The organism is Gottfriedia luciferensis (assembly GCF_002156865.1).
Taxonomy (GTDB): Bacteria; Bacillota; Bacilli; order Bacillales; family Bacillaceae_G; genus Gottfriedia; species Gottfriedia luciferensis.
In genome coordinates, this window is record NZ_NCTA01000001.1 from 181,479 (window position 1) to 203,294 (window position 21,816).

Below are 21,816 nucleotides of genomic sequence, written 5' to 3' on the forward strand. Positions count from 1 at the left end.
TTATATACTTGCTTAAAAAATCTTCCACTCAATTTCCTTTATTTTACTTCTTGTTTAGAATATGGAATAAAATGATTAAATAAACCAACTACTTTTATTTCCTTATTTAAAATCTTTACTTCATAAATTGAAAAAAAGACATAATCATTTTGGGTTGTAACTGAACTTATTAGTTTTTCACCTAATAAATCGATGCCTATATCAATATATTTATTTTTCGATTCCAGCTTTAGTTGATCTTTTGCCCAAGTGACAAATTCTCTTTTCGTTGGATTTGTTTGAGCAGAAGCAATTAAACAAATCGCAAGAATCCCTATTAGTATAAATTTTTTCATACGTCACCTTTTTCTATATCCTTTATTCTTATTACCATAAAAGATATTAAACAATTGTCCAAATTATATCAACAGAATTGGATCAGTTGAAACTAATTATTTATTCAGATTCAGCTTCAGATTCCCAAATTTTACTATTAATGCATTTTTGTAACATTTTATTTGGTCGATCCATCAATTTGCTTACTCCAAGCAGTACTACACTTAAGATAAATATACCTACAGCAATTAAGATCGTTATTTCTCCAATTGTAAGTGTATCCATTATTTGTATCACCATCCTAGTAACCATTAGAAAAAGATTGTACAAAAGTACATCAGGATTCCTTGTTTTACTCTTATATCGGCTAATTGCACAAGTATAAAAAGTATAAATTTAAATTTATCCAAATGGTAAAGTTATCCATGATTTACAGAAAAAAACCTATCCTCATGGATAGGTCAAAATAGCTATTATTACGATTGCCCACTAATTATTTGAAGTTAATTATTTTTGAATCTATAAAAGGAATAATTGTAAGGATTTCATTAATCCCTTTTTTGGATATTGCATCAAGAGAAAGTTCATTTATAAGCTCTTTATCAATAAACGGACAAATTGCAGTTAACGACTTAATTCCGTGTAATTCATAACTTTTGCGGGCACAATCATTTAATATATTTTTACTAATAAAAGGTGCCATTTCAGTTAAACCTTTCATACCGTTTACTTCAAAATCCCTCATTGCACATTCATTCATAATTTCTTTGCTTATAAACGGAGCCAAATCTGTTAACCCTTTAATGCCATTTGTCTCTACTTCTTTTTTTGCTAATTCATTTATCATTTCTTTACTAATAAATGGAGCTAGCATTGTTAGTCCTTTAAGACCGCTTCCATCAAATTCCTTTTTTGCACATTCATCGATTAGTTCTTTACTAAGAAATGGTGCTAACTCTGTTAATTCATTTAATCCCTTCAACTCGAATTCTTTGTTTGCACATTCTTCCAATACCTCTTTACTAATATATGGAGCCATTGATGTTAAAGCTTTAATTCCATTCGAATCGAATTCTTTTTTAGCATATTCATCAATTATTTCTTCGCTTAAATAAGGTGCTATTAACGATGTTTCACTGATTGTAAGCTCCTCTTCAATGTTTTTATAAACTAAATCTGCCTGATCAATGTTCAAAAGAGGTGCCACATTTAAAAATTCTTCTTTTTGCACTTCCAGTTTAATTGGAGAATCTTCTTTATCATTTTCGAGTAAATGATTGATTAGTTTTGACCCTTTTTCGTTTACTAAAATTTCATCAATACTCACATTAAAAATCTCTGCAAGCTCTGGTAACTTAGAAATATCAGGCATTGTTTCCCCACGTTCCCAGTTACTAATTGCTTGAAAACTTACACCTAATTGATCGGCTAACTTCATTTGTGTAATCTTGTTCTCTTTTCTTAATTGTGCAATTTGTCTACCTACTTTTTTCATATCAAACATCTTTATCACCTCTTGATTAAAGTTAATTTTATTGTAACTAGCTAAAGCGCTAATGAATATAAAGCAATACTTGAAATGATCATAAATGAACTCAAGCAATAATTGAGTTTTACTAAAATTCATCTGTATTTCCTTATCCGGACCTAAATAAAAATCTCTTTAGATTTGCATTTTCTTAGAAGAAGAAGTACTCGGTTTATTATAACAACTATTCAGAATATTTAACTCAACTTAAAGAATAAAAAGACAACTCTATATTTAGTTGTCTCAGACTAATTGAAAATCAGATAAATAGGACTTTGTCTACACACTGAGACAAAGTCCTATATCTTTTCAGATCACTCACTAATTTAAATCTTTCGAAGCCCATTCATACAATGCATCAAAATTGAGTTTTTCCAACCAATGATGCTCAGCTAAAATAACTGGGTGAATTAAAATATCTTTTCGATTTGAATCATCACAAAAATTATATAATTTATCTTTATATGGCTCGAGAATTTCCAATACTTCTTTAATTCGCCATTTAAATCGTTTACTAGAACCCCATCCTACAATGATAATGTCCGCATTACTAATCGCTAATTTGATTGCATCATTGTTGTGCGGGCCAACTTCGCATTCTTTTCCTTTTAACTTGACTGAATCTGGCTCCATCAAAGCAAAAAGGTTTACAAATTCTAGCGATCCAAAACTGCCTTTCTTATAATCTATTAAAAAGTTCAAACACCTTGTCAATGTATAATCACTTTTTAAATGGTTTGCTCGACATGGATTTAGTAATACAAGTGTCGCTTTCTTTTTTGTTTCGTCCCAAGTTCTCGTAAGCGAATATCGCATTAATTTATTTTGTTTATCAAAGACCGCTTTCGTATTAATCAACATTGAATGACAGTTTACAAAATCCTCAAATGACATATACTCACTCTTTTCATTAGTAATAAAAACACAATCAACAAGGTATTATATTCAGATGTATAGTTATTTGTACTATATTATTAATTGGGAAAAGTTAATCATTACAATGTTTCCACAAAAAAAATAAATATTTTATTAGACTATCTATTTACTAATTCCTTTTTTCCTTGTACTATTATGGATAATTTACACAATTCTAAATAATAAGGAGATATCCTATGATTAAAGGAATTATTTTTGATTTAGATGATACTTTGCTTTGGGACCAAAAAAGTGTACAAGTTGCTTTTAACAACACATGCAAATTAGCTGAAACAAAATACGGCATTGAACCTGTTGAATTTGAACAAGCAGTCCGAGATGCTGCAAGAAAACTTTATGAATCATACGATACATATGAATTTACGAAATTAATTGGAATTAATCCATTTGAAGGTTTATGGGGAAACTTTTTAGACGAGCATGATCAATTTCCAAAAATGAGAGATAACTCACCATCTTATCGCAAAAATGCCTGGACTCTTGGATTAAAAGCATTTGGTATTGATGATCCAGAATTCGGACATCAATTAGCAGAAACTTTTCCGAAAGAACGAAAAGGAAATCCATTTGTATACAATGAAACCTTTAGTGTCTTAGACCAATTAAACGGAAAGTACAAACTGCTCTTACTAACAAACGGTTCACCTGATTTACAGCATACAAAGTTGTCAATTACACCAAAAATCAAAGATTATTTCAATCAAATACTAATCTCCGGAGATTTTGGAAAGGGAAAACCAGACCCAACTATTTTTGAACATGCCTTGTCATTAATGGAGCTAAAAAAAGAAGAGGTTATAATGGTTGGAGATAATTTAATGACAGATATTCTAGGCTCAAACCGAATTGGAATGAAAAATGTTTGGATAAACAGACATGATAAAGAAAGAAATGACGTTATTCCAACTTATGAAATCGCTCATTTAGAAGAGCTGTTTCCAATTATTGATTCGTTAAATGAGTAGGTAAATCCTTTAAATCTAGCAATCCATTTTTTGGGGATTGCTGGATTTTTTTGTTGGGTTGGGCATAGATAGGTGGGAAAATGCTATTTAAATCTGGGAAGTGCAAATAAAATTGTGAAAATCGCAATTAAAATCTGAAAATCGCAATTAAAATTGGAATATCGCAAATAAAAACATAATAATCGCAATTAAAACCCATTTATACCTATGCCCCTAAAGGTAAAAACAATCCAATTTGAACTTAAATTACTATATTTAATAGACTCTATTAAGAAAATAAGCAAAAAAGTAAGCATTTCACATCAATTAGCTGTAATGCCACCTTGCAACTGCTGATTTTTAGTATAAATAGATCATTTCTAGATGAATATACCCCAAACCTCTCACTATCTTTAGGCTATCCCCGCCTTTTAACAGTTAAAGAAATTAAATCTATTAAAAATATTCCAACTAATGATATTAACCGTTTCTTTTCATTCCTATTTTCATATTAATAGTGTAAAAAGTTTTAAAGGTGGAATATTATTGTCTAAAGAAAATGGAATTAGTATCGTAAAAAGCACGTTCCCCTTACAACGGAGTCAGGTTATAAGAGCTGCCAAAAAGCTAATAAGTAAAAAAGTTTTTATAGAGACTTTACTATTTAATTATCGAGGTCGATTAATTTCATTAAATGAAGACTATTCATTAAATGTCATTATTCTAGCTTCAGATGAAGTATTCAGAGAGATTCGAATTGATTTACCATTAATCATCGAAATTGGTGAGTTATCTTGCAAGAAGAATACACCTCGAGAAGGATATTTTTCAAACGATGATAGTTGGCAAGTTAAACTAAATCAAATAACGGTTAAAGAAAAAACTTCCTCACAAACACAAGCAAAGATCAATCATCTTGTTGACTTATTTATTGGACAAGTAGTCATTGTTCAAACACTAATTTATCATTATGTTGTTTGTATACTAGATTCAGACGACGATTTTATAACAGTTCGACAACTAATTGATTTTGATCCTAATTATGCAATAGAATTTAGAATAGATAAAAATATTATTTATGATATTGTAGATTGTCTAATCTAACTAGTAATCTATCCCTAAATCAAAAAATGAAGTACTTTCCACTTTTGTAGAAAGTACTTTTTTATTGATTACATTAAAGAATAAGTGCAACTAATTCTCTGTTTTCTCATAAAGTCTCGCTAATCGGCGAGATCATTCAGTTGATTAATATACCCTGTTTTTATTAGAGTTAACTAAAGCTTGCTGTAAGTCGCCTACGATATCTTCCCAAGCTTCTAATCCAACTGACATACGCAACATATTATCCGTAATACCCATTTTTTGTTGCAATGCTTTTGGAACAACTGCATGAGTCATCGTAGCAGGGTGTTGTATTAATGTTTCAGTATCTCCTAAACTTACTGCAATTTTAACCATCTTCAAATGATTAACAAATTCCTGTGCATCTTCCTTCGTACCGTTAAGGGTAAAGGCAAATACTCCTCCACCTTTTTTCATTTGCTTACTCGCAATATAAAAGTCTTGGTTTTTAGTATCTCCAGGATAAAATACATCCTGTACCATCGGATGAGATTGAAGAAACGAAACTACTTTTTCAGCATTTTCGCATTGGCGGTCTAATCGAACTGATAAAGTCTTTAATCCGCGAAGTAATAGCCACGCATCAAATGGAGACATAATTGCCCCTATATCTTTTCTAATCGGCAGCATTTGTTCAGCGAGCTCTTTCGTTTTACAAACAACGATTCCTCCAATTACATCACCGTGACCACTAATATATTTAGTTGCACTATGCAACACAATGTCACAGCCAAGTGTTAATGGCCTTTGTAAATATGGTGAACAAAATGTATTATCCACTACTACGATAATATTATTTTTTTTCGCAACTGCCACAACCATTTCAAGATCGATGACCTTCATTGTAGGATTAATCGGCGTTTCAATAAAAATAACTTTCGTGTTATCTTGGATTAAACCTTGTATCTCTTCTTCAGTAGCCATATCACAAAAATTATGTTGAATCCCAAATCTATTCTCAAGCGTTTCTAGAAAGCCATATGTACAGCCATATATTCCTTTTGAACATAAAATATGGTCACCTGAACGAATTAAAGAAAATATAGTAGCCGATACTGCTGCCATCCCTGAACCAAAGGCTAACGCTACTTCTCCCTCTTCTAAAGCAGCCATTCGTTCCTCTAAAATTTGTACCGTTGGATTTCCTAGCCTTGAGTAAATAAAATCACTTCTCTCACCACTAAAGGCTTGCTCTCCATGCTGCGCTGTTTCGAATGTATAAGTCGAAGTATGAAATAATGGCGGAGTCAAACTCCCATGATACTCACTAGTTTTATACCCCTCGTGAATCAACATTGTATCAAACTGGTCTTTTTTCATTTCTAACTAGCCCCCTTAATTAATCTTTACTGCTAAACCCAAAAATGAAAGCCCTTACAAAAAATTCACATAGACTACTTCTAGAAATAGGAGAATAATCCCTTTAAAAGTTACTAATTAATATCTTTTTAGTCACGAGGAAGCATGAGAATTCCACAATAATTAATTACTAGATGTGAGAATTGAACAACAATCTGGTGCTTGTTAAGAGGTTATTCTAGATGTTATTAAACGATAACTCTTTAATTTATAGGGTGGGTGGGGTAAATGGATGGGATGGGATGGAATGGAATTCAACAAATCATCCGCTTGATTTCCCCAATAAAATAAAAGTACTTCCTAATAAAACAGAAAGTACTTTTTATAAACTCGATTTTTTATTAATTCATTAATCCTCTAACCATTTCAATATTTCGTCAATCCCAATCGCTTCTTCAACTTCTGGAAACTTCTTAATAAAATTTAAATCGGTATCAGTTTTCAATTCATCAAATTCGTTTGGTTCATGGACGCTCATTGATTACACCTCTTTAGTAAATTTTATTTAATTTTTGTATTGTTAACAATCTTACCTATTAACATACATATACAATTTTTAAAGATCGAAGTACTTTAGTTTTCAGGATGAATTAATATTTATATAGTTCGTAGTAAAATTATTTTTTCCTCTTTTTTTAATATAAAAAATCTTTATTTCCTAACAATTATTTTATTAAAATAGTGAATGGTCTAAAGCAATATTTCCTAAGTTTCATATAATAGACTACATAGTTTTATTTTCCTATTTATTTATCACCGAATCTATATTTTTAATGATTTAGTACAATAAAGAATAAAATTGCATTTAAATTGTTTACACTACTCAGGAAATTTAACTGTCCTTTACCCCTCTACTAATTCCTTACTAGGGTTGCCCAGATCGACTAATTTCATTTTATATAGATTTCGGTCATATAAAGTAGGTGTTATCTCATTAAGAAATAACATCTGCTTTTTTATTTGATCATTTAATCACTTAAAGCAAATTCAACAGCGGCTTCTGCATGAATCCTCGTTGTATCAAAAACAGGAATACTACAGTTATCCTGTGAGATTAAAAGCCCGATTTCAGTACAACCTAAAATAACGGCTTCGGCTCCTCGCTCAATTAATTGATCAATTATATTTAAATACAGTTCTTTCGATTCCTCTTTCACAACACCAAGGCAAAGTTCTTCATAAATAATATCATGGACAATTTTTCTTTCATCTTCTTTAGGTACGATCACGTTTAGTCCAAACTCATCATTTAATCTTCCTTTATAAAAATAATGCTCCATTGTAAATGCTGTACCTAATAAGGCAACCTTTTTAATTCCTTTACTAACAATTTCTTTTCCTGTAGCATCCGCAATATGTAATAAAGGAATCGATAGCGATTCTTCAACTTCATTTGCCATCCTATGCATTGTATTCGTACAGATGACGATGCATTCTGCGCCGCCAGTTTCAAGCTTCTTAGCCAGGTCGATCATAATTTTTGTTGCTTCGTCCCACTTATCTTCAAATTGCAGTGTTTTAATTTCCTGAAAATCGACTGAATACATTAAGCTTTTCGCAGAATGATGCCCACCTAGTTTTTCTTTAACAGATTGATTAATCATTTGATAATAAAGTAATGAAGATTCCCAGCTCATGCCACCAATAAGTCCAATCGTTTTCATCTCTTAATCTCCTATCCGAATAAAATTTATTTTTAAACTTTAGTATGAATCGATCAATTTAACTTTAAACGCTTGCTGTAGATCTTCACTTTTAACCTTAATTGTATTTAAAATCACCAAAATAATAGTTAGAGCTAATTTTTTTATTCGTTTGCTTTTCATGTCTCGATCTCCAATTAATGATCTGTTTAATAGATTAGTAAACCCATCATATCATTTGTAGTTGAGATTTATTTCACCTTATTCGTAATATTTTTTGAACATTTCTGAAAATATTTCTTCCTCTCGAATTTTTTTAGTGTTATATTTTTCCTGTATTGAATGTGGAGAAGGAGGAATTGTTCGTGAAAAAATCAGCTCTATGTATTATAGATGTACAGGTTTTAATGTTCTCAGAATCGGATCCTGTGTATAACGGAGAAAAGCTATTATATAATCTTAATCAGCTCATTACGAAAGCAAGAACGAATCATTTACCGGTATTTTATATTCAACATTCTGAAGAAGGCTCTCCTTTAGAATACGGTTCTCCTGGATGGGAAATTCAGCCGGATATTGCTCCAATTGAAGGAGATATTATTATTCATAAACTTACACCAGACTCATTCTTTAAAACGAATTTAAGTGAAGAGCTTACAAAACGTGAAATTAGTCATTTAGTAATGGCTGGTATTCAAACTGAAATATGTGTTGATACAACAATTAGAAGCGCTTTTGGGAAAGGTTATGAAGTGACACTTGTAACAGATGCTCATAGTACATGGAACTCTAATGTACTTACGGCTGAACAAATAATTAACCACCATAATCAAACATTACGTTGGTTTGCTGATCCAAAAACTACAGATGAAGTTGAATTTTAAAAGAAAGTTTTTTACTAAAAGTCCTTAGTCAATCATAAAAATAAAGGCGAATTTCAGTTCAAATATGAATGGAAATTCGCCTTTTTTGATCGTTATTAAGTTCTTATTCTACTATAATTGATTTTCCAATCGCTTATTTAATCGGATTCTCCAATCCTCTGCTAATTCCGGAACTTCCAATATGTTCTTAATTCCTTCGACGCCATCTTTTTTATGGAAATAAACTTCATTGCCATATAGAATTGAAACGCGATTTTTTTGCTGATCGATCCGTTCGATTTTTGAATTATTTCTAACATTTCCTTCTTTTAAAACACGGCATAAATACCCAGTATATCCCGTTTCTACAATTCTTTTTAATGCCACATTTGTTCTTTTCGTAATTGTGTCACATGGTATTCTTCCTTGCGTGATTTGAATAATTGCATCTCCAATTTGAAAGACATCACCGATGCAAACATCCTTTTCTAGCATATTTGTGACAGTAATATTTTCGCCAAATGCTGCGTAAGGCAGTTTTACATTGAACTCGTTTTCCCAAAGTGCGTAGTGTTCATACGAATAGACACATACTGCACGGTCAGGTCCTCCATGATGCTTTAAATCCGCTACTCCATCACCTTTAAAACCTTCTTTAGATAAATAAGCTTCTTCAATACCTTCTTTACAAATTCCCGTAATTAATTCTTTATTTTCACCATAAATCATCTTACTTGGTAATCCAACAGCAAGGTTAATTAACTCAATTCTATTTTCTGTCATACTTTTCATAATCTCCTTTTTTGTTTACTTTTGGTAAATCGGAGTTTTTTATATGTATACTATTATAATTTACTTTGGTATAAATTGGAAAATGATATACCACATGAAGATTTTTAATCTCCTCGTTTTTTCAAAGTGCCAATTGTCCTAGTCATTTTTGTTTTAATTGGACAATGATTAACATGATAAAAGAAATGAATACCATTGAAATGACCCATAACCAAGCCATTTTCATATTACCAGAGTCGATGGCTAAATAGATTGCTGTAGGAACGGTTTGGGTTACACCTGGTATGTTTCCAGCAAACATAAGTGTAGCACCAAATTCACCTAATACTCGTGCGACACTTAATAGACTGCCTGATATAATCGCTTTAGACGAAAGCGGAATTGAAATATAAAAAAAGATTTCCCATTCATTTGCTCCACAAACGCGTGCTGCATCTTCAATCTCCTTATCCACTCCTAGAAATCCAGTTTTAGCAGATTGATACATTAGAGGAAATGCTACAACAATCGAAGCAATTACTGCAGCCCACCAGGTAAAGATGATTGGTTGATTAAAGAACCACTCGATTAATCTTCCAAGAATGCTTTGTCTTCCAAAAATAACAATGAGCAAAAATCCAACAACGGTAGGTGGAAGAACTAACGGTAACATAATAATCGTTTCCAACAATGTTTTACCTTTAAATGACTTCAAAGATAAAATTCTCCCAATAATTGTTCCTAAAATAATAACGATTATTCCAGCTACAATTGCAACTTTTATGGATATCTCAAGCGGTATTAAAAATTCTTCAATCAATTAATCACCTCAATTCTATTTGAAAACCGTAGTTTTATCCTTCATTTTCACTTAAGCAGAAATCGAGATAATTTTCTTCATCATTAATATCAAATACTCGATAATCCTTTAATCGTTCTTTTGAAAGTTCAACATGACTTACTACGCATTTAATATTTGTTAAAGTATCTAGTAAACTAAGATCACTTTCATCTTTTAATAATACAACTTTTGGATAACTTTCCCTCTTATATCCCTCGATAAAAATTAAATCTGTAGAAAAGAATTGATACAATTGAATCGTTTTCTTAAGGTCCCAATTCATCATATTCGTTCTTAGCTGCAATACTCCATCACCTTCAACACTCGAAACAATTGCTCCTGCATTAAGATGCTTAACACTGTCTTTATGATTTAGTTCGAAAGCTGGGACTCCACCATGACCGTGGTGCTTTATTGTTGCGACTTGTAGCCCTGATTGATTAGCACTTTGAATCAATTTTTCTATAAGCGTTGTTTTTCCGCTGTTTTGAAAGCCAACAATTTGCAAAATCGAACATTTCTTTTCCATCGTTCTCATTTTCCTTCTGTATTTTTTCACACAAATATAGAATATTACGACTCTAGTTTATCAACCTCAATAAACACCATAAATACACAGATCAATTAAATCGATTTGTGCATTCATGATGGAGTAGAACTATCTACTATATTAGTTGATTAGTCCAATACTTCTATCATTTTAGCTAGCTAAAGCAAACAGCCTTTCCTTCTTGTTCAAGAAAAGTTCAATTTTTCTTTAACTTTTCAACCCATTGATTTATGATAAGTAAAAACAGAACTAACTAAATTAAGGGGAAACGTTAATGTCTAAAGTCATCCATGAATTTAATGACTATATACGCAAATTGCGTAAAGAATTATTTGGCAAAGGTCCTGAAAGAATCCATACAGTTTTTGTTGAAAATATGGCTGTTTCAACTTTGTATGGAAATCTTACACCTACAGAAACATTTATTGCTAGAACTTCTGAAGGACGTGATATCGTCCATAATGCTAGAACTAAAATGATTCAGGATGTATACGCAAAAAATCCACCAGTTAAATTAGAAGAAATAGTTGGTGCTAAATTTATTAATCTCTTCTCAGATATGAAAGTTGAAGAGGATATTGCTATTTCTGTATTTATTTTTGATAAAAAAATTGATCAAATCATTTAAGCGACTATCCAAATTTAATCATGAAAAAAGTCTCCACTTTTTCCTCCAGTTTTTTGAACTAAGAATGTGTCTTTAATGACCATTCTTTTATCTACGGCTTTACACATATCATAAAATGTAAGGCCCGCTACGCTAACAGCTGTTAATGCTTCCATCTCCACACCTGTTTTTCCACTACATTTTACAGTGGCACGAATAATTAGATCATATCCATCTGCTGTTTCCTCATACTCGAACGTAAAGTCAGTTCCTTGTAGAAAGATTGGATGACACATTGGAATGATGTCTGCCGTTTTTTTAGCTCCCATGATCCCTGCTATTTGTGCAACGTGAAGTGGGTCACCTTTTTTAATTAATCCATTTTGAATTGCTTCATATAATTCTTTTGATATCGAAATTGTACTTTGTGCAATTGCTACTCGAGTTGTAATTTCCTTTTGTGATATATCAACCATTTTAGCTCTTCCTTCTTCGTTCCAATGCGAAAATTCACTCATGATATGATTCCTCCAGCAGGTTCTCGAATTTGTTCTATTTTTTTGATGACGATTTAAAGGGTATGATTGAATCAGTTTAGCCAATCATTCTGACTATTTATATTTCTAAAAATAGAATCTTCTTCGGAAAATGAAATGGTTAAACAGTTCACTTCCTTCAGAAATAATTGCAGCTTTCTATTCTTATTGTTTATACTCTCTTCCATTTTTTTAATGCAATTACGATGATATAAAGCAAATAATGGTTGAAGTTTACTAGACTGAGTCGGAACGATTGCATCGCAGTTACTTTCTATTGCTTCATTAATCATCATTTTTACAAATTCAGCCGTAATAAACGGAATGTCACAGGCTAAAACAAAAAACCAATCTGCATCTTTGATTTTTGTAAATGTATGATACATTGCATATAAAGGCCCTTGATATGTATCTGATTCCTTTTCAATACTGTATTCTACATCGTTTCGATGAAAAAGTGGCAGTAGATTTTCATTCGTAGAAATTACAATTGGAGACACTAAATGATTCTTCAAAACTTCTACACTATATTCATATAAATGTTTATTTTGATAGATTTCAAACATCTTTGGTCTACCATAACGGGAAGATTTCCCACCAGCTAATACTACTCCGGCTATTTTCATTGTCTATTTAATTCTTCTATAAAATGTTGGCATGTCGGTAAAATGAGCTTAGTCATTGCTAATTTTACAGCGTTCTTCGAGCCAGGAATTGCATAAACTGCTCTTCCATTAATCGTTCCTGCTATCGCTCTACTAAACATAGCTTTTGGACCAATTTCTGTATAACTTAGCGAACGGAATAACTCCCCAAACCCTTGCATTTCTTTATCTAGCAATCTAGAAATTGCTTCATATGTAACATCTCTTTTTGTAAATCCTGTACCACCTGTTACGATGATGACCTCAATATTTGCATTTTCGCACCACGAGTTAACAATTGAATCAATTGATAAAATATCATCTTTCGTAATTTTGTATTCTTGAACAATATGATTATTTTCGATTAGCAATGATTTTATCAGCTTTCCGCTCTGATCATTCTCAATATTCCTTGTATCACTAACTGTTAAAACAGCTACACGAACAATGGCTGATTCATTATGTTTATGCAAATTTCCCACCTACCTTAATTTTTATCCCCCACTGACAGGTGGAATGAATGCAACTGTATCTCCATCTTTAACGACTTCATCATCCGTTACAAATTCTTCATTTATTGCCGTCATAACATGGTTCAATGACTGTAAATTATACTGCTCCGAAAGCCATATTTTTAGATCTTGGACGCTCATTTCATTTTTATCTTGAATCATTAATTGTTCAGTTCCAAGTTTTTCACGTAAATGAGCAAATAATAATACTTTAATCATTCTTTAAATCCTCCATATTTGGCTTCCCATCTTCGTATGATTTATTTTCTAATTGATCCCCGATCCACATCGTTCCATCTTCCCAAAATTCTTTTTTCCAAATCGGAACAATTTGTTTGATTCGCTCAATCGCATATTCATTTGCCTCATATGCCATTTTACGGTGAGGAGAGGAAACTGCAATGACAACGGCTATATCACTGATCTCTAATTTCCCTACTCTATGAGTGATTGCAGTGATTGCCTCAGGCCACTTTTGCTGAATTTCGTCCCCAATTTTCGCCAGCATTTTTACTGCCATCGATTCATATGCTTGATACTCTAAATAGAGCGTTCTTTTTCCTTTTGTTAGTTCCCTAACTGTACCGATAAAAAGAGTAATGGCTCCAGCATTTCTACTTTCTACCTTTTTTGACACCTCTTCTACAATTATCGGTGTATCTGAAATCGTAAAGAATGAATCTTTCATATAAACCACTTCACTTTTCTAAAAATAATTAGATTCTATTTTAATCAACTTGGAAGCTCATTTTTCCAACCCTTTTATTTATATGATGGAACAAAGTCATACCATGGCCATTTACTACCTTCAGTATCATCTATTAATAGAAGGTCAACAACCATCCCTTTTTCATACTTTCTAGTTCCACCCGGCAATACAATAAAAGCATCAGTATACGCTAAAGATGAGACAGCACTTGACTTATCAAACCCAGCTGGAATTGCTGTTATCTGAGCATTTTCATAAACTAGTTTCCCTCTAACGAATCTTGTAAATGGATTCGGTTTTGGATAGTTTTCTCCTAAAATAGCTTTTACCCTCTTTAAATGAGGTGCTTCATTAAACAAGTATGTTTGGATCACTGGTCTAACAAATAGCTCAAATCCAACATAACAAGCTGACGGATTTCCGGACAAACCGAACAATAATTTGTTATTTAATTGTGCTACTGTTGTAACACTTCCAGGACGCATTGCAATTTTATTAAATAAAACCGATGCCCCTAATTGATCGTAAATATCAGGTAAGTAATCATAATCACCAACTGATACCCCGCCGGTCGTAATAAGTATGTCTACTTGTTCTAATGCATTTTTCACTTCAGAAAAACAAGTATCAAAGTCATCACTAAACTTCCCTAAATATTTAGGAATTGCTCCTGCTTTTTGTATTTGAGCTAGCACCATATAAGAGTTACTATTTCGAATTTTACCTGGTTCAAGCGCTTCATTCACATCAAGAAGTTCACTGCCTGTTGCAATAACACCAATGACAGGCTTTTTAGCTACTGGTACTTGACTATATCCAAAAGTAGCTAATAATGCGATGATACCTGGATTAATAATAGTACCTTTTTTGACAAGAATATCTCCTTTAAGTGTTTCCTCTCCTTGGAAAGAAATATTATCTCCTTTTTGGTAAGAACGTTTTATTTCGATAAAATTCTTACCCTCATTTTTTAACTCTTTCGCTAGCTCCAGCATGACAACAGCAGAACAACCTTTTGGAATTTGTGCCCCTGTCATAATACGGACAGCTTGAAATGGCTTAACTTCATTTGGAAATACGGATCCTGCTCCAATTTCACCAACTACTTCAAAGATTGACGGATTTTCATTATTTGCTTTAATCGTATCCTCGGCTCTAATTGCAAAACCATCATAAGGAGAACGATCAAAAGCTGGAACATCCTGATCAGCTTTTATATCTTCTGCTAACACTCGGCCATATGCTAAATCAATCGAAACCATTTCTTTTGATCCACTTACAGCAAATTCCATTACTCTACGAACTGCCTCTCCTATTTCCAAAGGTACACGTTTTTCTACCATTTATTTCATCCTTTCTACTAACCTAGCAATCGATAGTATAGATTTTTTGCTACTTGAATATCATTAGTCCCGTGTACAAATACTCTTCCATCTTTAAATAGGACAAATCGATAATTGATTAATTGTAAGGATATTAAGTAAGGATTTCGCTCTACTTTCCCATGCTGCTGTAGTTGTGATTCAAGTTCATTAAAATCATAATTCTTCTGTATTGAAGGTCTAATTTGCACCGTATTTCTACCACAAAGAGTAGTTGTTTTTGTTTGATTTTCAAAAGATAAATAAGGATAAGTCTTATTTGTTCCACATGAAGGACAATCATCTGATTTAAGTTTTGTAACTTTAAATGAAAAATGATCATTCGTCCATAAATCAAATGTAAGGAATTTTGGATTAATTGCTGAATAATCCTCGACTAAGATTTTTAATGCTTCCGCTACTTGATAGGCTGAAACGAATTGAACAGCCGGACTAATAATCCCCGCTGTATCGCATGTTGCTCCGGGGACTGGTACACCTTTTAATATGCAGTTTAAACAAGGCGTTTTACTAGGTAGAATTGTACAACACATACCAAAACTACCGACGCAAGATCCGTAAACCCATGGGACATGATATTTTTGAGACAAATCATTTAAGATAAAACGAATATCAAAATTATCTGTCGCATCTATTATGACATCTATATCCTTTAGAAGGTTGTCCAAATTATCTGCACTGGCATCCATAACTAAGGCATTGATCGCAACATCTCCATTAATTTGATTAAGTCGCTGTTTAGCAGCAATTACTTTTGGTAATTTCGCAAAAGCATCTTCCTCACTATAAAGTTGCTGCCGTTGCAAATTACTCATCTCAACATAATCTCGATCAATTAAAGTGAGCTGTCCAATACCAGCCCTAACAAGTGCCTCAGCGCTAGCACTACCTAATGCACCCGCACCGACGATTAAAACATGCTTCTCTCTAATTCGCCCTTGCCCTTCTTCACCAATAGGAGTAAAAAGCTCCTGACGTGAATAACGCTCTGACATAGGGTAACCTCCTTCTTTAAGAGCAGGATTAAGAGCAGGAATTTAGGGTAAGAGATTAAGAGATTAAAAGACTATCTTCTCCCTACCTTTCCTGCCTTTCCTGCCTTTCCTGCCTTTCCTGCCTTTCCTGCCTTTCCTGCCTTTCAGCTTTCCTGCCCTTCCTGCCCCTAACTTATCCGCCAATATGAGACATTTCGATTTTATGTGAAGTTGTTTGATTTGATTGGTTTGTATGATTTAAACGTTCATCTGAATAGCGATCAGTTCGATTACTCCAAATTGAATGAATAAATGCAGTAATTTCGTTATCATTTTGATTTGAACGGACTAATTCTCTTAGATCATATCCCTTTGTTGCAAATAAGCATGTGTACAATTTTCCTTCAGCAGAAATTCGTGCTCTTGTACAGGATGAACAAAATGAATCAGTAACCGATGAAATAATCCCTATTTCATCATCGCTATCTTTGTAACGATATCTGTTTGCAACTTCTCCTATATAATTGGCTTCTTGATGTTCTAGCGGCATTATTTCATTTATTAAATCGATGATCGCTTGTTTCGAGATCACTTCATCAAGTTTCCAACCGTTGTAATTTCCTACATCCATATATTCAATAAATCGTAGAATATGTTTTTTCTCTTTAAAATAGAGCGCCATTGGAAGGATATCCTTCTCATTCTTTCCCTTTTGAACGACCATGTTTATTTTTACTTTCATACCGACTTCAGTAGCTGCTTGAATTCCCTCGAGAACAGCTTTTACTTTTCCTCTGTTACCACTCATATTCGAAAATCGTTCTTCATCTAATGAGTCTAAACTAACTGTTACACGTTTTAATCCAGCGTCGTATAAATCTTTTGCAAATTTCTTAAGTAAAGAACCATTTGTCGTTAAACCAATATCCTCAACGCCATCTATTTGATTAAGACGTTTGATAAGTTCAGGGAGATCTTTTCGCAATAAAGGTTCTCCACCTGTAATTCGTAATTTTCTAACACCTAAAGATACAAAAATCCGCGATAAACGTTCAATCTCATCAAAGGATAGAATTTTATCTTCAGGTAAAAAAGAATAATCTGGGCCAAATATTTCTTCTGGCATACAATAACGGCAACGAAAATTGCAGCGATCGGTAACAGATATACGTAAATCCCGTAATGGTCGTTGGTGTTTATCCAATGCAACATTTTTCATCATCATTGCCTCACTTACTTTTTAATAACTAAATTATACTGTAATCCGTTTAAATTAAGTACCTATAATCCGATTCGTATGAGTATAAACATTTAATGATTTGTTTCTAATAAATCCGATTGTCGTAATTCCTAATTGTTCGGCTAGCTGTAATGCTAGTTCAGTTGGAGCCGACTTAGTAAGTACTACTTCACAGCCAATTTTAGCTACCTTTAATAATATTTCTGACGATAAACGTCCACTAAAAACAATTATTTTATCTGAGATACGAATATTGTTTTTCAAGCAATGTCCATAAATTTTATCTAATGCATTATGTCGCCCAATATCCATCCTATTTAATACAATTCCATTTAAATCACATAAAGCCGCGTTGTGAACACCACCTGTATGATGAAAAAGATCTGCGGACTTTTGCATCTCGTCCATAAGTCGAAAACAATCTTGAAAAGACAATCGAATCGTAACATCTTCTATTTTTTTGGCAGTCATCGCATCATTTGCAAAAACAAACCCTTGTCTACTCGCTCCACAACATGACGTAATATATCGTTTACTTTGCAGGTTTTTATAAAAAGGATTGATATCCTTTGTTTTTACATGGACGAAGCCTTCTTTTTCTTGAATCCATATGTTTTCAATATCCTCATATTGCCTTATGACTCCTTCAGATGCTAAAAATCCGATTACCATATCTTCAATATATTCTGGGGTACTCACCATCGTAACGAATTCTTGTCCATTGATTTTTATAGTGACGGGATATTCAGTTACAATACTGTCTTCTAAATACTTTGTTTCTCCATTTTCAAAGCGGAGAATTTCTCTTCTCACTTCTGTAGGTAGCATCGTTTTGTTTTCCCTTCTTACTAAAAGTTGAAAATTACTATTCCTTTAATCCTTTTCCCATCCCTTTTAGAAAATGAATACCAAAGCCAATTGCCCTATTAATATCAGGATCTTTTATTACTTTTACTAAATCTAGTACACTGATTTTTTCATCTGTTTCTAAATACTGATTACCTTCGTCGATTCCTTTTGAAACAGAGTTTAAAAGTTTAGTTGTCGTCTCTGGATCAATACTTGTTAATGCGCCAGCAGCACCCATTACGTTATTAATTAAATTTGTAACAGGCTCACGCGTCATTTGTCCTAATGCTATTTTCGTAATTTTTTCTTTAGACTGAAGCATTGAATTAGCAGCTTCCAGTGCCCCCATTTCATTTAACTCAGAAACCAAATGTAAGATTTTATTTAACGATTCTTCGTTATTTGCTAAAAGTATCTTTAGGTCTTCTAGTTTTTGCTCATTCTGTTCTTCTTTCGTTGGAACTACCTTTTGAATCGTTGTGATTGGTTGTGCCATCTATTTTTTCCCCTTTTAATGATTAGTTAAGTGGACATAGCCTGGACGTTCCCACTTACGCTGCACCTCAACACCGTTTCGAGGATGACGTTTTTTATTCCGTGGGTTTGATTTCGGCATCGGACTTTCACCTTCTACTCGGATTACTTCCATTCTTACTTTTGTTTGTTTGTAAGCAGGTGTGTTTGTACGATGGTCAAGAGCTGGACCAGTTAAGAAATTAATTGCTGATTCCTTGCTTGTTGAATTCATCGGTAAAAACAACTCATTTTTTTGAACTCTGTCAGTAACTAGCGCCTCTAATTTTAACGCTCCATAAGGAGAAACTAATCTGACTAATGAACCATCTTTAATTCCACGTTCCTTCGCGAGCTCAGGTGAAACCTCTACAAAAATCTTTGGAACTTTTAATTGAATTCCGTGCGATTTATTTGTCATATTCCCTTCATGGAAATGCTCAAGCATACGACCATTATTAATTGTCAGATCAAATTCTTCTGGAAATTCAACAGGCTCCATCCAATCTGATAAAGCAAAGCGAGCTTTTTTATCAGGAAAATTAAATCCATTCATGTAAAGTAATGGTGTACTTGCGCCATCTAAACTTCCCCAAAGAAAACTATTCCACCCCTCAATTACTTCATAACTAGCTTGTGAAAAAAGTGGCGCTAAGCTTGCCATTTCCGCGAAAATTTCGCTTGGGTGATCATAATTCCAATTCGCACCCAATCGGTTTGCAATTTCTTGAACAATCCACCAGTCTGGCTTAGAATCACCAAGAGTCGGTAGAGCTTGGTATAGTCTTTGCACACGTCGTTCAGTATTTGTAAACGTACCTTCTTTTTCAAGTGAAGGAGACGCTGGTAAAATGACATCCGCGTATTGAGCAGTTTTCGAAAAGAAAATATCTTGAACAACAAAGAAGTCTAAATCCGATAAAACTTCATGTACGTGATTTGCATTACAATCGACAAGTGCCATATCCTCACCAACTAAATACATAGCCTTCATTTCGCCTTTTTCAATTGACTTAAGCATTTGAATATTATCTAAACCAGGTTTTCCGTCGATTTCTACACCATAAGCATTTTCAAACTTTTTACGTGCAGTTTCATCCGTCACATGTTGATACCCAGGAAGCCAACCAGGTAGGGTCCCCATATCGCATGCACCTTGTACATTATTATGACCGCGAAGAGGATAAGCACCTGCACCAGGACGTCTATAGTTTCCTGTTGCTAGTAATAAGTTCGAAATTGCCGCTGATGTATCCGAGCCACCCGTATTTTGAGTAACGCCCATCCCCCATAAAATACAAGTACCATCTGCTTCGTGAATCATCTCAGCAATTTGGATTATTGTTTCTTTTAAAATACCTGTTTCTTTTTCAGCATAATCAAGAGTATATTTCTCAAGTACAGCTTTGAAATCTTCAAAGAAGTGAACATTCTCATCAATAAATGCTTGGTCATGCCAGCCTTTATCGATCATGTATTTGGTTACAGCCATTAGCCATACTTGGTCAGTTCCTTGTTTAGGTCTAATAAATAAGTCAGAGCGCTCTGCCATTTCATTTTTTCGTAGGTCTGCAACGATTAGTTTTTGACCGTGAAGTTTATGCGCTCGTTTTACTCTCGTTGCTAAAACAGGGTGACCTTCTGCTGGATTTGCTCCTACAATTATTACAAGTCCAGCCTGTGCAATGTCCTTAATCGTACCTGCATCTCCGCCCATACCTACAGTACGGAATAACCCATCTGTTGCTGGAGATTGACAGTAACGTGAACAATTATCCACATTATTTGTTTCAAAAACTTGTCTTGCTAATTTCTGAATTAAGTAGTTTTCTTCATTTGTAATTTTAGAAGATGATATAAAACCTACTGCTCCTTTACCATATTCCAATTTAATCGAACCTAGTTTTCTAGCTACTAAATCCAGTGCTTCTTTCCAACTAGCTTCAACAAACACACCATTTTTTCGAATTAAAGGTGTTGTAATGCGTTCTTCAGAATTTACGAAATCCCAACCGAATTTCCCTTTCACACAAGTTGAAATGGCATTTACAGGTGCATCTGAACTTGGCTGAACTTTAAGGATTTTACGATCTTTTGTCCAAACCTCGAATGTACAGCCTACCCCACAGAACGTACAAATTGTTTTCGTCTTTTTCGTTCGTGTTTCTCGCATTGCTGCTTCAATTTCTGACACTGCAAAAACTCCACTATAACCAGGCTCTACTTTTTTTACTAAATCAATCATTGGTTCAAGTAGATCATCTTTTAAACCTGTCATAAAACCAGCTTCACCAAGCATCGATTTCTCCATTAACGCATTACAAGGACAAATCGTTACACATTGTCCACAGCTAACACATGAAGAATCATTAATTGAAGTACCGTTATCCCAAATTACACGTGGTCGCTCTGCTTCCCAATCAATCGAAAGAGTTTCATTGACTTGTAGATTTTGGCATACCTCTACACATTGGCCACATGCAATACATTGATTTGGATCATATCGATAAAATGGATGTGACAGATCTACCTCGCAAGCATCAACTTTCGGTTTGTAAGGATATTTTTGATGCTCAATCCCCATTTCTTCAACGGTATTATGTAATTTACAATTTCCATTGTTATTATCACAAACTGTACAATATAATAAATGATTTTCTAATAAACGATCCATTGCTTCAGTTTGAGCTTCCTTAGCTTTTCTTGAAGACAATTGAATATTCATCCCATTCGTCACTACTGTAGAGCAAGAACGTTTAAGCTGACCGTCTACTTCGACAATACAAGTATCACACGTTTGAATTGGATCTACTTCAGGAACATAACAAACTTGTGGATGGCTAATCCCATTTTGATTAATGATTTGTAAGATTGTTAAGCCATTTTCTGCTAAATGCTCTTCCCCATCAATCTTGATTGTAACCATGTTATTATTCATGGTTTCCCTCCCCTTTTTTCACATAAAGAAAACTCGC

Annotated in this window: 27 protein-coding genes; 5 read left to right on the forward strand and 22 right to left on the reverse strand. The window is 33.4% G+C overall.

Translation table 11 applies throughout. The features are described from left to right. Positions 1 to 38 precede the first annotated feature (38 nt). The 4 genes from B7R67_RS00890 to B7R67_RS00900 form a co-directional block, all read right to left on the reverse strand. Positions 39 to 335, reverse strand: a complete 297-nt coding sequence (locus B7R67_RS00890; protein ID WP_088066660.1) for a DUF4359 domain-containing protein — start codon at positions 333 to 335, stop codon at positions 39 to 41. Between the two features lie 100 nt (positions 336 to 435). Then, positions 436 to 600, reverse strand: a complete 165-nt coding sequence (locus tag B7R67_RS21980) for a hypothetical protein (protein WP_158094993.1) — start codon at positions 598 to 600, stop codon at positions 436 to 438. Between the two features lie 208 nt (positions 601 to 808). After that, positions 809 to 1,819 (reverse strand): helix-turn-helix domain-containing protein, encoded by a 1,011-nt coding sequence (locus B7R67_RS00895; RefSeq protein WP_158094994.1) that lies wholly within the window; start codon positions 1,817 to 1,819, stop codon positions 809 to 811. 345 nt (positions 1,820 to 2,164) lie between these two features. After that, positions 2,165 to 2,737 carry a DUF1643 domain-containing protein gene (locus B7R67_RS00900; protein ID WP_088066662.1) on the reverse strand — a complete coding sequence of 191 codons (573 nt, stop codon included), beginning with the start codon at positions 2,735 to 2,737 and terminating at the stop codon, positions 2,165 to 2,167. 218 nt (positions 2,738 to 2,955) lie between these two features. Between B7R67_RS00900 and B7R67_RS00905 the strand changes: the two genes are divergently transcribed. Both B7R67_RS00905 and B7R67_RS00910 read left to right on the forward strand, forming a co-directional pair. Further along, positions 2,956 to 3,744: an HAD family hydrolase gene (locus B7R67_RS00905; RefSeq protein ID WP_088066664.1), complete on the forward strand. Its 789-nt coding sequence runs from the start codon at positions 2,956 to 2,958 to the stop codon at positions 3,742 to 3,744. Positions 3,745 to 4,269: 525 nt separating this feature from the next. Then, entirely contained in the window at positions 4,270 to 4,827 is a 558-nt protein-coding gene (locus tag B7R67_RS00910; protein ID WP_088066666.1) for a hypothetical protein, read from the forward strand. A gap of 144 nt (positions 4,828 to 4,971) precedes the next feature. On the opposite strand, the gene megL is transcribed toward B7R67_RS00910, so the two are convergent. Beyond that, positions 4,972 to 6,168 carry a methionine gamma-lyase gene (gene megL, locus B7R67_RS00915; RefSeq protein ID WP_088066668.1) on the reverse strand — a complete coding sequence of 399 codons (1,197 nt, stop codon included), beginning with the start codon at positions 6,166 to 6,168 and terminating at the stop codon, positions 4,972 to 4,974. 221 nt (positions 6,169 to 6,389) lie between these two features. Between megL and B7R67_RS21985 the strand changes: the two genes are divergently transcribed. Continuing rightward, on the forward strand, positions 6,390 to 6,560 hold the full coding sequence (locus B7R67_RS21985) for a hypothetical protein (RefSeq protein ID WP_158094995.1): 171 nt from the start codon (positions 6,390 to 6,392) through the stop codon (positions 6,558 to 6,560). Here B7R67_RS21985 and B7R67_RS22605 read toward each other — a convergent pair. The 3 genes from B7R67_RS22605 to B7R67_RS22610 form a co-directional block, all read right to left on the reverse strand. Further along, the gene (locus B7R67_RS22605; RefSeq protein WP_268875975.1) at positions 6,557 to 6,685 is read right to left on the reverse strand and encodes a hypothetical protein; all 129 of its coding nucleotides are present in this window, start codon (positions 6,683 to 6,685) and stop codon (positions 6,557 to 6,559) included. The two genes, B7R67_RS21985 and B7R67_RS22605, sit on opposite strands and share 4 nt — an antisense overlap. Before the next feature lie 490 nt (positions 6,686 to 7,175). Then, a complete protein-coding gene (locus tag B7R67_RS00920; protein WP_088066670.1) occupies positions 7,176 to 7,871 on the reverse strand; it encodes an aspartate/glutamate racemase family protein in 696 nt (231 codons plus the stop codon). 39 nt (positions 7,872 to 7,910) lie between these two features. Then, positions 7,911 to 8,033: a hypothetical protein gene (locus B7R67_RS22610; protein WP_268875976.1), complete on the reverse strand. Its 123-nt coding sequence runs from the start codon at positions 8,031 to 8,033 to the stop codon at positions 7,911 to 7,913. A 182-nt stretch (positions 8,034 to 8,215) separates the two neighbouring features. Between B7R67_RS22610 and B7R67_RS00925 the strand changes: the two genes are divergently transcribed. Next, a complete protein-coding gene (locus B7R67_RS00925) occupies positions 8,216 to 8,734 on the forward strand; it encodes a cysteine hydrolase family protein (protein WP_088066672.1) in 519 nt (172 codons plus the stop codon). Positions 8,735 to 8,845: 111 nt separating this feature from the next. Here B7R67_RS00925 and B7R67_RS00930 read toward each other — a convergent pair whose 3' ends face one another. The 3 genes from B7R67_RS00930 to mobB all read right to left on the reverse strand — a co-directional run bounded on the left by B7R67_RS00930 (position 8,846) and on the right by mobB (position 10,854). Further along, complete coding sequence (locus B7R67_RS00930; RefSeq protein WP_088066674.1) at positions 8,846 to 9,496, reverse strand: MOSC domain-containing protein; 651 nt, start codon at positions 9,494 to 9,496, stop codon at positions 8,846 to 8,848. A gap of 151 nt (positions 9,497 to 9,647) precedes the next feature. Further along, positions 9,648 to 10,304, reverse strand: coding sequence for a molybdate ABC transporter permease subunit (modB, locus tag B7R67_RS00935; protein WP_088066676.1), 657 nt, complete (start codon positions 10,302 to 10,304; stop codon positions 9,648 to 9,650). A 34-nt stretch (positions 10,305 to 10,338) separates the two neighbouring features. Further along, on the reverse strand, positions 10,339 to 10,854 hold the full coding sequence (gene mobB, locus B7R67_RS00940; RefSeq protein ID WP_088066678.1) for a molybdopterin-guanine dinucleotide biosynthesis protein B: 516 nt from the start codon (positions 10,852 to 10,854) through the stop codon (positions 10,339 to 10,341). Positions 10,855 to 11,149: 295 nt separating this feature from the next. Between mobB and B7R67_RS00945 the strand changes: the two genes are divergently transcribed. Then, the gene (locus B7R67_RS00945; RefSeq protein WP_088066680.1) at positions 11,150 to 11,503 is read left to right on the forward strand and encodes a DUF2294 domain-containing protein; all 354 of its coding nucleotides are present in this window, start codon (positions 11,150 to 11,152) and stop codon (positions 11,501 to 11,503) included. Positions 11,504 to 11,517: 14 nt separating this feature from the next. Here the strand turns inward: B7R67_RS00945 and moaC are convergent, their stop codons facing one another. The 11 genes from moaC to fdhF all read right to left on the reverse strand — a co-directional run bounded on the left by moaC (position 11,518) and on the right by fdhF (position 21,779). After that, on the reverse strand, positions 11,518 to 12,000 hold the full coding sequence (moaC, locus tag B7R67_RS00950) for a cyclic pyranopterin monophosphate synthase MoaC (RefSeq protein WP_088066682.1): 483 nt from the start codon (positions 11,998 to 12,000) through the stop codon (positions 11,518 to 11,520). A 71-nt stretch (positions 12,001 to 12,071) separates the two neighbouring features. Next, complete coding sequence (locus B7R67_RS00955) at positions 12,072 to 12,644, reverse strand: molybdenum cofactor guanylyltransferase (protein WP_088066684.1); 573 nt, start codon at positions 12,642 to 12,644, stop codon at positions 12,072 to 12,074. After that, positions 12,641 to 13,135, reverse strand: coding sequence for a MogA/MoaB family molybdenum cofactor biosynthesis protein (locus B7R67_RS00960; RefSeq protein WP_088066685.1), 495 nt, complete (start codon positions 13,133 to 13,135; stop codon positions 12,641 to 12,643). Before B7R67_RS00960 ends, B7R67_RS00955 begins: the two co-directional genes overlap by 4 nt. A gap of 21 nt (positions 13,136 to 13,156) precedes the next feature. Beyond that, the gene (moaD, locus tag B7R67_RS00965) at positions 13,157 to 13,393 is read right to left on the reverse strand and encodes a molybdopterin converting factor subunit 1 (protein ID WP_088066687.1); all 237 of its coding nucleotides are present in this window, start codon (positions 13,391 to 13,393) and stop codon (positions 13,157 to 13,159) included. Then, entirely contained in the window at positions 13,386 to 13,862 is a 477-nt protein-coding gene (locus B7R67_RS00970; RefSeq protein WP_088066689.1) for a molybdenum cofactor biosynthesis protein MoaE, read from the reverse strand. The genes moaD and B7R67_RS00970 overlap by 8 nt, the downstream gene beginning before the upstream one ends. A gap of 74 nt (positions 13,863 to 13,936) precedes the next feature. Continuing rightward, on the reverse strand, positions 13,937 to 15,226 hold the full coding sequence (locus tag B7R67_RS00975; protein ID WP_088066691.1) for a molybdopterin molybdotransferase MoeA: 1,290 nt from the start codon (positions 15,224 to 15,226) through the stop codon (positions 13,937 to 13,939). A gap of 17 nt (positions 15,227 to 15,243) precedes the next feature. Further along, on the reverse strand, positions 15,244 to 16,260 hold the full coding sequence (locus tag B7R67_RS00980) for a MoeB/ThiF family adenylyltransferase (RefSeq protein WP_088066693.1): 1,017 nt from the start codon (positions 16,258 to 16,260) through the stop codon (positions 15,244 to 15,246). A gap of 172 nt (positions 16,261 to 16,432) precedes the next feature. Next, on the reverse strand, positions 16,433 to 17,458 hold the full coding sequence (moaA, locus tag B7R67_RS00985; protein ID WP_088066695.1) for a GTP 3',8-cyclase MoaA: 1,026 nt from the start codon (positions 17,456 to 17,458) through the stop codon (positions 16,433 to 16,435). Positions 17,459 to 17,512: 54 nt separating this feature from the next. Beyond that, positions 17,513 to 18,307, reverse strand: a complete 795-nt coding sequence (fdhD, locus tag B7R67_RS00990) for a formate dehydrogenase accessory sulfurtransferase FdhD (protein WP_088066697.1) — start codon at positions 18,305 to 18,307, stop codon at positions 17,513 to 17,515. 37 nt (positions 18,308 to 18,344) lie between these two features. After that, positions 18,345 to 18,824, reverse strand: coding sequence for a DUF1641 domain-containing protein (locus tag B7R67_RS00995; RefSeq protein WP_088066699.1), 480 nt, complete (start codon positions 18,822 to 18,824; stop codon positions 18,345 to 18,347). Positions 18,825 to 18,839: 15 nt separating this feature from the next. Further along, a complete protein-coding gene (gene fdhF, locus B7R67_RS01000; protein ID WP_088066701.1) occupies positions 18,840 to 21,779 on the reverse strand; it encodes a formate dehydrogenase subunit alpha in 2,940 nt (979 codons plus the stop codon). Positions 21,780 to 21,816: the final 37 nt, after the last annotated feature.